Origin of the sequence: Mogibacterium kristiansenii (assembly GCF_029224645.1) — a bacterium.
In the GTDB taxonomy this organism is placed as follows: domain Bacteria; phylum Bacillota; class Clostridia; order Peptostreptococcales; family Anaerovoracaceae; genus Mogibacterium_A; species Mogibacterium_A kristiansenii.
This window is the reverse complement of the sequence record NZ_JAQXUZ010000014.1, coordinates 85,247-96,818: the sequence shown is the minus strand read 5'-3', so window position 1 is coordinate 96,818 and position 11,572 is coordinate 85,247. Positions and strand designations below refer to the sequence as shown.

At 50.0% G+C, this 11,572-nt stretch carries 10 protein-coding genes; 5 read left to right on the top strand and 5 right to left on the bottom strand.

Annotated elements, in window-relative coordinates; genetic code table 11:
• From PUE40_RS03975 to PUE40_RS03965, 3 genes are all read right to left on the bottom strand, one after another.
• On the bottom strand, positions 1 to 699 hold a 699-nt coding region (locus tag PUE40_RS03975; protein ID WP_277671973.1), incomplete at its 3' end, for a restriction endonuclease subunit S.
• 490 nt (positions 700 to 1,189) lie between these two features.
• Positions 1,190 to 2,707 (bottom strand): class I SAM-dependent DNA methyltransferase, encoded by a 1,518-nt coding sequence (locus PUE40_RS03970; RefSeq protein WP_277671972.1) that lies wholly within the window; start codon positions 2,705 to 2,707, stop codon positions 1,190 to 1,192.
• An 11-nt stretch (positions 2,708 to 2,718) separates the two neighbouring features.
• The gene (locus PUE40_RS03965; protein ID WP_277671971.1) at positions 2,719 to 3,252 is read right to left on the bottom strand and encodes an LOG family protein; all 534 of its coding nucleotides are present in this window, start codon (positions 3,250 to 3,252) and stop codon (positions 2,719 to 2,721) included.
• Between the two features lie 224 nt (positions 3,253 to 3,476).
• On the opposite strand from PUE40_RS03965, the gene PUE40_RS03960 reads away from it, so the two are divergent.
• Entirely contained in the window at positions 3,477 to 5,246 is a 1,770-nt protein-coding gene (locus tag PUE40_RS03960; RefSeq protein WP_277671970.1) for an aminopeptidase P family protein, read from the top strand.
• Between the two features lie 27 nt (positions 5,247 to 5,273).
• Positions 5,274 to 5,648, top strand: coding sequence for a RidA family protein (locus PUE40_RS03955; protein ID WP_154554074.1), 375 nt, complete (start codon positions 5,274 to 5,276; stop codon positions 5,646 to 5,648).
• Positions 5,649 to 5,755: 107 nt separating this feature from the next.
• Here the strand turns inward: PUE40_RS03955 and PUE40_RS03950 are convergent, their stop codons facing one another.
• Both PUE40_RS03950 and PUE40_RS03945 read right to left on the bottom strand, forming a co-directional pair.
• A complete protein-coding gene (locus PUE40_RS03950) occupies positions 5,756 to 6,523 on the bottom strand; it encodes a YlmH family RNA-binding protein (protein WP_277671969.1) in 768 nt (255 codons plus the stop codon).
• Positions 6,524 to 6,559: 36 nt separating this feature from the next.
• Positions 6,560 to 7,762: an ATP-binding protein gene (locus PUE40_RS03945; protein WP_154554076.1), complete on the bottom strand. Its 1,203-nt coding sequence runs from the start codon at positions 7,760 to 7,762 to the stop codon at positions 6,560 to 6,562.
• Positions 7,763 to 8,032: 270 nt separating this feature from the next.
• Between PUE40_RS03945 and PUE40_RS03940 the strand changes: the two genes are divergently transcribed.
• From PUE40_RS03940 to PUE40_RS03930, 3 genes are read left to right on the top strand one after another with little or no spacing between them, the layout of a single operon-like run.
• Positions 8,033 to 8,506, top strand: a complete 474-nt coding sequence (locus PUE40_RS03940; RefSeq protein WP_277671968.1) for a GtrA family protein — start codon at positions 8,033 to 8,035, stop codon at positions 8,504 to 8,506.
• A complete protein-coding gene (locus PUE40_RS03935) occupies positions 8,503 to 9,996 on the top strand; it encodes an aspartate aminotransferase family protein (RefSeq protein ID WP_154554078.1) in 1,494 nt (497 codons plus the stop codon). The genes PUE40_RS03940 and PUE40_RS03935 overlap by 4 nt, the downstream gene beginning before the upstream one ends.
• A gap of 15 nt (positions 9,997 to 10,011) precedes the next feature.
• Positions 10,012 to 11,550: a xylulokinase gene (locus tag PUE40_RS03930; RefSeq protein WP_277671967.1), complete on the top strand. Its 1,539-nt coding sequence runs from the start codon at positions 10,012 to 10,014 to the stop codon at positions 11,548 to 11,550.
• Positions 11,551 to 11,572 lie beyond the last annotated feature (22 nt).

Below are 11,572 nucleotides of genomic sequence, written 5' to 3'. Positions count from 1 at the left end.
TTCATTCCCATCATTAACACAATATTTAGCCCAACCACGAGAACCAGAAGTAAGCGAAATAATGTAATTAGAAAGCCGATTGATTTGATATCCATTTGGATTTTCAGTTGGATCCCCAAAGAGTTCTACAAATCGGGCTTTAATCAAATCGTCAAGGTTTGATATCTCTTTTCGGCGTAAATTAATCACTTTCAAGATTTGATCTAACTGTGCGCAAATAGCTACCTGTTTGTTCAGAGGAATTTCTGTAATCTCATATCGAGAGACATAATCATCGGTTTTAAGGTTATGTAATCCCGTCGTCTTATTTTCAAACGGACGAGTACCGCCTTTCTTATAATTTGCAAATAATGAATAGAATACATAACGAGGAAACCACTCATTTTTATCACGCACTCGTAAAAGTCCAGTAAAATTATTAAACAGATATGTGTTTTCGGGACCATCAAAATAGATAACTCGTCCAACTGGCTGTTTATCACTTCCACCAGATTTCTCAATAATGATATCACCAGATTGTAAATACTTTTCGGAAATGTCTTTTTTAGTGATTATTCTAGTTACAACATTCTCATAATTTACAATGCCTTCATTGGTAAAATTTGTCGTTCTAAGAACAGGAATACCAACTCCTGTTTCGTCATCGGTTCCCCATTCTCCCGACAGAGCTTTTCCTGTAATATCTTTAAGTTTTGTCATTTGTTTATTCCTATAAATCTACATTTAAGTAACAAATCCTAATGTCATCTCACGCATTATGAAGTTCCCGTGAAGTGTTGTGCATTTCCGGCAATTCAGCCCCAATCTGCACAACATTTTCGTTCAAGAAGCAGTTCTTTGCCGAGAATTGGAGAAATCACCTTCCTGTATGGATTATCCTATTAGAACATCCCCGGAATCCGTGCTGTTTTTATGCCGAACCCGTCCGAAACGGGCCAGCTGCACACCATCTCGCCGCGTCGCCTTTGAAATGTTAGCGCAAAAAGTAGCTTCCGCCGGCAATATGCATAACGTTTCACACCAACTTCACATTCCGGTCCGGCGGCCACTCTAATTTCCGCTGTTTTCCGCCGTTTCCCGTCAGCCGCTCGGGTCCCACATTTCGCAAAAGAATAAATATCAATTTCTCTCTCTATATATCCGCAAAGCCGCCGAACCGTCAACCCCGGCACACACTTCACTGCACTTCTTAGTCTTCACCCAGCATCACGGTCAGCTCGTCCATCGCCGTGGCGATCTCCATCTCGATTTCCCGCAGGTTGGTGAGAATCTCCTGTGTCGATGGATATTCCACCGGAACGTACTCCACTTCCTTGTATTTGTTGATGGACAGGTCGTAGTCGTTCTCCACGATATCCTCTTTCGGCACCATGAAGCTGTGCTCCGTCCGCTTCCGCTCCATCTCCCCATCCAAGTGATGGAACCGCCGGATGATATCCGGAATATCGTTCTCCTCAATCGGACTCCGCTTGTCATCCAGACTGAGGCCATCGTTTTGCATGTCGTAGAACCAGACGTGATCCGTTCCGCCGGCTTCGGTTTTGGTAAAAATAAGGATCGCCGTAGATACGCCCGCGTACGGTTTGAATACGCCGGAAGGCATAGAGATTACGGCTTCCAGACGGTTGTTCTCCACGATTTCCTTTCGGATGGACTTGTGTGCCTTCGAAGAACCGAACAGCACCCCGTCCGGAACGATGCAGGCACAGCGACCACCGATTTTCAGCATGCGAAGGAACAGGGTTACGAACAGAAGCTCCGTCTTCTTCGTCTTGCAGATTTTCAGCAGATCCGGCGAGACGATATCGTAATCCAAGCTTCCCTTGAACGGCGGATTCGCCAGGACTAATGAATACTTGTTTTTGTCCTCATTCTGATCCGACAGACTGTCTTTGTATTCAATGCACGGGTTGTCAATCCCGTGAGCCATCATGTTCATGGCACCGATACGGAGCATGGTTCGGTCCATGTCGTATCCGTGGAACATGTGATTCAAATAGTGCTCTTTATTCTCCTTATCGAAAAGAACTTCCCGCTTTCGCTCCTCGTCTTCCATCAGATATTCGCTGGCTGCGATGAGGAATCCCGAAGTTCCGCAGGCCGGGTCGCAGATGATTTCATCCGGCTTCGGCTGCATCAATTCCACCATCATTTTGATGATATGGCGCGGTGTACGGAACTGTCCGTTTCTTCCGGCCGTGTTTAATTTGGACAGAAGATACTCGTACACGTCCCCTCGAACATCCTCCTTATCCAGCTTTGTTTCCTTCATCATCCGGAACAAATCGCTGAGCTTCTCCACGACTTTAGAGAGGAGCAGCGGCGTCGGAATCATGAAAATCGCATCGCTCATGTACTTTGAATACGCGCTTTCCCGGTCGCTGTGGAGATTGATGATGAACGGGAACACCTCATTTTTTACCACATCGAACATCTTCTCTGCCGGGAAATCCTGAAATACGGACCACTTCAGCTGCTTTCCGTCTACCGTCCGGCCCTCTACTTCCACTTTATCCTTGAAGATGCTTTCGTGGGAAATTCCCAGCATCATGGCTTCCATGCTGCCCTTATTATCCGCCTCATCCAGATCGTGGATGAACATCAAATAGGTAATCTGCTCAATCACCGTCAGCGGGTTTACGATTCCCCCCGCCGCAAAATCATCCCACAGGCTGTCAATCCGATTTTTCAGTTCTCCGGTTATCATTTTTTCCTCCATTATCCTCTCAGCGCTTCATCCAGTTCGTCCACATTTGCCACGAACTCAAACAGTTCCATCTCCTCCTCCGGCAGGAATTCCTTCTCCACCATCTGGCGAAATGTGCCGCGAAGGGGTTCGTAATATCCGTTGATATTGTACAGAAATGCCCGTTTCTCCGTCCGCCCCAGTCTCTTGAGGGTCAGCACTTCCGTGATTTCCTCCAGGGTTCCGATGCCTCCCGGCATGGCGATAAAAGCATCCCCAAGTTCAATCATCCGACTCTTCCGGGTGGACATGGAGTGCACCACTTCCAAGGTGTGAAGGCCTTCGTGCCCCTGCTCACAGTGCAGCAGGAAATCCGGAATAATGCCGATGACCTTTCCGCCGTTCTCCAGCACGGTATCTGCAATGATTCCCATCAAGCCGATATTGCCGCCGCCGTACACCAGCGTGTGCCCGTTCCCGGCAATCCAGAGCCCCAGTGCCTCCGCCGCTTTCTTGTAATCCGGATCCGACCCCATGCTGGATCCGCAGTATACCGTTACATTCATATATTTCTCCCTCTTCTTTCCGCTTGCATAAAGTCCCTACCATTATACCAATCCGACGCTGAAATTCAAATGTCCCCAGGAAGGTCTTTGTACTATTTTGAATAAAACCCTTAACTTTTTTGGGGTACGTGCTATAATAAAATAGTTCGGTAAGAGTTCTCTACCGACGCGTTATTATTTTTGTGAAATCCAAAAATCGGATTGACAGCAAAGAGGTGAATAAAATGAAAAAAGAAGTTCTAGAGCTTCGGGAAAAGATGAAAGCCAGTGGTGTGGATGTTTATTACGTACCATCCGGCGACTATCACAGTTCCGAGTATGTAAACGATTTCTTTAAAGCTCGTGAATTCATGAGCGGACTGACCGGAGAATCCGGTGAACTCATCGTCGATGACGAAGGTGCTTATCTTTGGACCGACGGCAGATATTTCCTCCAGGCAGAGCGTCAGCTGGCCGGAAGTGAAATCGAGCTGATGAGAATGGCAGAGCCGGGCGTTCCGACCGTTGAAGAATTCCTGATTGACCTGGCCAAGAAAAAAGGCGGCTATACGCTGGGATTTGACGGCAAGGTTGTTCCGGGATATTACGGTGAAGATCTTCAGTCGAAGCTGGGTGAACTGGGCGTTACCATTAAATGGGATAAAGACCTGGTAGGTGAAGTATGGACTTCCCGTCCGCAGATTCAGCCATCGGAAATCTACGAACTGCCACTGACCACTACCGGCAAGACCGCAACCGAAAAGATTGCAGATGTTCGGAAAGCCATGGCCGAAAAGAATGCGGATTACCTGCTGGTTACCGATCTGATGGAAAACGCATGGCTCCTGAACATGAGAGGCAGTGATATCGATTACACACCGGTATTCTTCTCCTTCATCCTGCTTTCCAAGGATTCTGTGAACCTGTACGTAATGGACGGTGCGGTAAAAGATTCCCTGCCGGAAGACCTGTCCTTCGTTACCGTGAAAGGATATGATGAAATCGAACAGGACGTTGCCGCTCTGGATGCATCCAAGACATTGTGGCTGGATTCCGGTTCCGCGAACTACGCTCTGTGCCTGAGAATTCCGGAAGGCATGAAGACGGTGGATGAAGCTACTCCAATCGCTATGATGAAGGCCGTTAAGAATGAGACCGAAATCAAGAGCTCCCTCAACGCGCATAAGAAGGATGCGGTTGCAATGGTCAAATTCATCAAGTGGATTAAGGATGTTGCTGCAAAGACACCGCATCAGACCGAACTCAGTGCGGCAGAACAGCTGCGGAAGTTCCGTGCCGAAGAGGATGGCTTCTTCGATCTGTCCTTTGAGACCATTGCCGGATACGGACCAAACGGTTCCGTCATCCACTACGCACCGACACCGGAAACCGATGCCGAAATTCTGCCGGAAGGCTTCCTGCTTCTGGACTCCGGTGGTCATTACACAGACGGTACCACGGATATTACCCGTACCATCGCCGTTGGACCGCTGACTCAGGAAATGATTGATGACTATACCTATGTTCTCAAGGCTCATCTGGCAATGCACAATGCCGTGTTAACTCCGGGAATGAACGGAATCGACTTGGATGCCATCACCCGTGCACCGATGAGAGCGGTAGGTCTGGACTTTAAGCACGGTCTGTCCCACGGTGTGGGTCACCTTCTCAGCGTCCACGAAGGTCCGAATATCCTTCGCCGTGTACCGACTCCGATTACCATTTGTCCGGGCATGATTATGTCCAACGAGCCGGGCGTATACATCGATAACCAGTTTGGTGTTCGTATCGAGAACGAAGTTCTGATGAAGGACGACGGTAAAGGAAACACCATTAACGAGCCGATCACCTTCGTACCGTACGAGAGAGAAGCCATCAACCCGGCTCTGCTCACCGACGAAGAGCTGGCATGGGTCAACAACTACCACAAGATGGTTCGTGAAGTACTGCTTCCACGCGTGGATGGCGACCTGGCAGAATTCGTCAAGGCACAGACTGAAGAGATTACCAAATAAAGCAACCAATTATAAGGAGACATAGAGATGAAATATACAAACACTGACAAAGCACCTGCTGCAATCGGCCCGTACTCTCAGGCAGTCACTGCCGGCGGATTCCTGTTCATTTCCGGACAGACTCCGTTCAGCCCGGAAACCGGTGAAACCATCGGTACCGATGTTGCGGGACAGGCGGAGCAGGCATGCAAAAACATCGGAGAGATTCTGAAGGCCAACGACCTGACCTTCGAAGATGTGGTAAAGACCACCTGCTTTATCACCGATATGGCAGACTTCGGTGCATTCAATGAAGTCTATGCGAAGTATTTCGTGTCCAAGCCGGCTAGATCCTGCGTTGCGGTAAAAGAACTTCCGAAGAGCATCCTTTGCGAAATCGAAGTAATCGCCGCTGCGAAGTAGGTAAGTGCATTCATTCGATAAACGACACTTGTATAAACGGGAGTGAACCAAAGTTCATGGTTCGCTCCCGCTTTGTTTTTGGTTCTTCACTTTTTCCGCCGCTGCTGCTACACGTACCGCAGAATCTCCACCCAGATTCGTCCCTTCTTAGACTCCCCGCCGATTTCCTGCAGCACCGCCTTTCCTTTTCCCCGCAGCACGATTACCGCCCCCTCGTCAATCCGCTGGTCGATTTTCGTGCACTCCATGTGATCCACCGATACAATTCCGCTTCGAATCCCCTTCACCGCATCGGACCGGGAAAGCTTGAACGCCGTGGACACCACGTTATCCAACCGCAGGCTGGGGAGCGTATCCCGGATGACCTGCACCCGCCGCTCCGGAACCGCCAGCTCCCCGATGGGTCTCACTTCGATTTTGGCATCGGTCCTTCCCACAGATCGATATTCCTGCTCCAGGAACGTGCTGATATCCGGACGGACAATCATGTCCGCCCCCTTCTCATCCACCAGGATGTCGCCAATCATTCGACGCTCAATTCCAAGCCCCAGCACGGAGCCCAGGTAATCCCGATGGCTCAGCTTTCGGTCACTGCCGCCGGTTTCCACGTGAATCACCTGCAGGAATTTCTCCATGCCCAGCACATCCTGCAGCGTCTCCCCGTAATCCTTCGGGGCGATAATCAGAATGCGCCGTTCCGCGTCTTCATATCCCCCATAAAACCAGAATCGAAGATCCGAGTGTCCCCGGCACTCCTCTCGAGCCAGGGCTTGCTGGTGCAGATCCAGAAAATCCGTATTCGTTATATAGAAGCCTTCCTCTGCCTGGCGGATTCGGTCCGCAATCCGAGACTTCAGCAATTTACTATCATCCATTTCATCGGTCACCTTTCGCACGTTGTATTTGTATTTTTATTCTGCTCTTGTCAATAACCAGTCCGCAATATCAACAATTTCAATTCCTTCATAACTGTATTGAGGATGCCTGGTTCTGGCAATCACCTTTTTGGGGTATGCATCACGAATCTGAAGCAATGGCGATACTTCTCGCTCAAAAGTCTCTTTGCCGGTGATATTATCGCTAACCTGAATATAAACCTTCTCGCTGCCTCTTTGTGCCACAAAATCAATTTCTTTTTTATATAGTTTTCCGACATAGACTTCATATCCACGGCGGAGAAGTTCAATGCAGACGATATTCTCATAAACTCTTCCGTAGTCCATATTCCTGCTTCCGAGGATTGCATACCGAATTCCATTGTCGCACAGATAAAACTTTTCCGAAGTCTCCAGATATTTCTTTCCTCGGATATCGTATCGTTTAATATCATAAAAAACGAACGCATTGCACAAGTACTTAATATACTTGCCGATAGTCACGTGATTGGTTGGCATCTCGTTCGCTGTCAACTGCTGACTAATCTTATTCGGAGATGTCAGATTGCTGATGTTATCCATGAGAAACTCGCTTAAACGCTGCAGAACCAATGTATCCGGCAGAATATATTTCTGTATCAAATCTCTTGTGACGATGGTTTCGTAGACTTCCTTGATGTAATTCGTTCTGTCTTTTTCCGTCCTGTACGCATAGGATCCTGCTAAGCCGCCCTTAATCGAATACTCCTCAAAGAGCTTATCCTTATCTTGAACATCATCATAGTATTGACAATACTCTTGAAAACTGAACGGAAAAACATGAATTTCAATGTAGCGGCCTGTAAAAAGTGTCGCCAAATCTGCACTCAGCAGAAAAGCGTTGGAGCCGGTTATGTAAATATCATATTTTCCTTTGGAATAAAGGCTGTTGATTGCCAGTTCAAATTGCGGGCACATCTGAACCTCATCCACAAATAGATAATTGGGTTTTCCTTCTTGATAATTCGCTTCCACATAAGCATGCAATGCATGATATTCTTTAAGTTCTTCATATGCCAAATCCATGAAATCAATGAAGATGACATTAATGTTCTCAAAGCTGCTTTTCAAGTATTCGATATATGCCTGCATTAGTTTCGACTTTCCGCTACGGCGAATTCCTGTGATGATTTTTATATCCGGAGTACCATTTAGTTCGATAATTCGATTCAGGTACTGCGTTCTCGTAATTATTTTCATATAGCCGACCTCTTTCAAAAGTTGAATTTTTTTCGTTTTTCGAAACCATCTTGTTTCACTTATTATACTGCCTGCAAATAGCATATGCAAGAACCCGCTTTCGAAACTTGAAAATTTTTCATTTTTCGAAACCGGCTTTCCGACGGCGCGAATACATCCAAAAAACGCCCGTCGCTACTATGATTTCTATTGTCAAACGCCACCCCCGGTGAGATAATAAACATATATTCTTTATTATATTTATGCAGTCACTGCAGAAAGGGACCCGATATGAACGAACACCCGGTGAACGAACCGTACAAACCCAACGCAAGGGAAACAAGGATTCAGATTATTAAGTTCGCCCTGTTCTCCGCATCGGCGGGAATTATTGAAACCGCCGCTTTTACGGTACTGGACATGGTGACCCCTTGGAAATACTGGCCCTGCTACCTGATTGCCCTGGTACTCTCGGTGCTGTGGAACTTCACGCTGAATCGAGAATTCACCTTTAAATCCGCGAATAATGTGTCCAAAGCCATGGTGCAGATTTTTCTGTTCTACTGCGTCTTCACGCCTCTCTCTACCTGGTGGGGCAATGCGCTGACGGAAAAAGCCGGCTGGAACAGCTACGCCGTCCTTTTTCTCACCATGGCCACGAACCTTATTTCTGAATATATTTACGATCGATTTGTGGTATACCGGAACAGCATGAATACGAACCGGCGGGCACAACGCCAAGAGGAAAGGAGCGAACAAAAATGACAAATTGTGGAATCAGCAGATGGGACTCCCCGGATAAAATCAATGCCGCATTGAAGGCATTGACCGAAGAACCGATCTGGGAGGTGGATGACGACTATTACGAAAACACCATTCTCAAGTATTACGACGAGAAGTGCACCAATTCCAAAGCCATCTACGAAGAAGCGAAGGAATACATCCCGGGAGGCGTGCAGCACAACCTGGCCTTCAACAAGCCGTTCCCGGTAGCCTTCCGGAAAGCCGAAGGGGCCTACCTCTACGACGAGGACGGCAATAAGTACCTGGACTTCCTTCAGGCCGGCGGCCCAACCATTCTGGGAAGCAACTATCCGGCCATTCGGAATGCGGTCATCGAGCTGCTCAATGAATGCGGCCCGGTCACCGGACTCCTGCACAAATCCGAACTTCTTTTGGCCAAAGAGATTCACAAGCACATGCCGGGCGTGGAGATGTTCCGGATGCTGGGCAGCGGCACAGAATCCGTCATGGCCTCCCTGCGAATCGCCCGCATCGCTACCGGAAACAAGCGCATCATTAAAGAAGGCGGCGATTACCACGGCTGGAGCGATCAGATGGTCTACGGCACGAAGATTCCGGGTTCCCGCGGACTGCTGGAATCCCACGGAATTCCGAGACGCCTCTACTCCCTCACCGACGAGGTTCGTCCGAATGACCTGAACATGCTGGAGAGCATGCTGAAGCTGAACAAGTTCCGCGGCGGCACCGCAGCGGTCATCATCGAGCCGTGCGGTCCGGAAAGCGGCACCCGTCCGGTTTCCAAGGAATACAACAAAGGCGTTCGCTACCTCTGCGACAAGTACGGCGCCCTGCTGATTTTCGACGAAGTGGTCACCGGTTTCCGCACCTCCATCGGCGGCGCCCAGGGCTATTTCGACGTCACACCGGACCTCACCATCTTCGGAAAAGTCGTTGCCGGCGGTTATCCGGGAGCCGGCGGCGTCGGCGGAAAAAAAGAATACGCCGGGCTGATGGCGGCCGGCGTTGCCAGCGGAAAACATCGGGCATACGTGGGCGGAACCCTGGCGGCTGCGCCGATTTCCGCACTGGCCGGCTACACCTGCATCAAGGAAATTGAACGCACCAATGCCTGTGAAATTGCCGGAAAAGCGGGAGATAAGCTGACCGACGGAATCAAATCCCTGATTCAGCAGTATCGCCTTCCGTTCGTGGCATATAATCAGGGCAGCATCTGCCACCTGGAATGCACCGGGGCCATGAGCTTCGACTTCTCCTCCTTCAACATCCTGAAATCCGCCGTCGGACTTCTGCGGAACAAGGAAATGATGTACGAACGGAAGGATTCCATGGAGCGGATGGGCGCTGCCTATATGGCCAACGGTCTGGTGACTTTAGCCGGAAGCCGGCTCTACACCTCCATGGCTACCACCGACGAAGTCATCGACGATGCACTGAACCGCTTTGAAGAGGTATTTAAGCACGTGGTTCCTACGGACAAGGGATTGCTGTAAGAAAGAAGAAACGCTATGAAAGAATATATTCTCGCCCACGATATCGGCACCGGTTCCGATAAAGCAGTACTGGTGGATTTTTCCGGCAAGATTATCGCCGCCGCCACCGCCCCCTACCCCACTTTCTATCCGGAGCCGGCATGGGTGGAGCAGAATCCGGAGGATTATTGGAAAGCGGTATGCAGAACCGGCCGGGAAGTTGTAGAAAAAGCAAGCATCCAAAAAAGCCAAATTAAAGGCATCGTGTTCTCTACCCAGGCACAGGGAGTCATTCCCGTGTCCGAGGACGGCACCGTTCTCTATCCCAACATCACCTGGGTGGACGGACGGGCGCAGAAGCAGGCGGAGCATATCATGAACCGCGTGGGCGGCAAGAAGCTGTTCACCCTCTTCGCCGGCACCCCGATCATGGGAAAGGACTGCATCGCAAAAATCACCTGGCTCAAGGAAGAACGCCCGGAAATCTACGCCAAAACCCACCTGATTTTGGACGTAAACGGCTACCTTAAATACAAATGCACCGGCCGCATGGTCACGGAACTGTCCGGAGCTTCCTCCTACGGACTGGATCTAAAGAAAAAGGATTGGATGTCCGTCTTCCCACTGGTGGGCATCGATATGAACCGGCTGCCGCCGCTAGTGGCCAGCACGGATATCGTGGGCGGCCTCACCCGGGAAGCCGCTGCGGAAACGGGACTCATGGAAGGAACGCCGGTGTTCGGCGGATGCGACGACGTCCAGGCGGCGACGGTGGGCTCCGGCATGTGCGACGACGGCGACATTCACATCTATCTAGGCACCTCTGCCTGGGTGGCAGCCTGCAGCCGAACAGCGGACAAATTCAAGCACGGTGCCGCCGCCATCCAAAGCGCCGACAAGGAGATGAACCTGATTGCGGGAATCACGGAATCCGCCGGCGCCAACATCGAGTGGCTGAAGAACCAGTTTTTCCGAAAGGAAATGGAAGAACTGGGTGACGGAATCTATGACTACATGGACTCCGTGGTGGCCGACATCCCACCGGGCAGCGACCACCTGATCTGCACCCCGTGGATGCTGGGAGAGAGATGTCCCGTCTCCTCCACCACCACTCGGGCCACTCTGTTCAACATGACCATGATTCACACCCGGGAGCACATCATGCGAGCCATGTACGAAGGCATCGGATACAACCTGCGGTGGATTCTGGAGAACTACCGGCAGGATTACGGTTTCCGGTGCGACAATTTCCGCATCATCGGCGGCGGTTCTCTGGACAAAGGCTGGATGCAGATTATCGCGGATATTACGGGAAAACATTTTGCGGTGGTGAAGGATCCGCGGAATGCGGGTGCCGTGGGTGCCGCCATGATTCCGTTAATCGGTCTGGGCGTCATTCCGTCCTTTGCGGCAGCGAAGGAATTCGTGCCCATCGAACGGGAATACCACCCAAACCCGGAAAACGCCGCCATCTACAACAAGCTGTTCCAAGATTACAAGAACGTCTATCGTTCGCTGGAAAAAGCTTACCGCCAAGCGAACTCCGCCCGCTTTGAAGGGACGGATCAGGAATAACGGAAAGGAGCACGAACAGAGC

Coding starts and splice junctions, on each gene's coding strand:
- PUE40_RS03930 (WP_277671967.1), top strand. CDS start 10,012: ATGAAAGAATATATTCTCGCCCACGATATCGGCACCGGTTCCGATAAA.
- PUE40_RS03960 (WP_277671970.1), top strand. CDS start 3,477: ATGAAAAAAGAAGTTCTAGAGCTTCGGGAAAAGATGAAAGCCAGTGGT.
- PUE40_RS03935 (WP_154554078.1), top strand. CDS start 8,503: ATGACAAATTGTGGAATCAGCAGATGGGACTCCCCGGATAAAATCAAT.
- PUE40_RS03955 (WP_154554074.1), top strand. CDS start 5,274: ATGAAATATACAAACACTGACAAAGCACCTGCTGCAATCGGCCCGTAC.
- PUE40_RS03970 (WP_277671972.1), bottom strand. CDS start 2,707: ATGATAACCGGAGAACTGAAAAATCGGATTGACAGCCTGTGGGATGAT.
- PUE40_RS03965 (WP_277671971.1), bottom strand. CDS start 3,252: ATGAATGTAACGGTATACTGCGGATCCAGCATGGGGTCGGATCCGGAT.
- PUE40_RS03950 (WP_277671969.1), bottom strand. CDS start 6,523: ATGGATGATAGTAAATTGCTGAAGTCTCGGATTGCGGACCGAATCCGC.
- PUE40_RS03945 (WP_154554076.1), bottom strand. CDS start 7,762: ATGAAAATAATTACGAGAACGCAGTACCTGAATCGAATTATCGAACTA.
- PUE40_RS03940 (WP_277671968.1), top strand. CDS start 8,033: ATGAACGAACACCCGGTGAACGAACCGTACAAACCCAACGCAAGGGAA.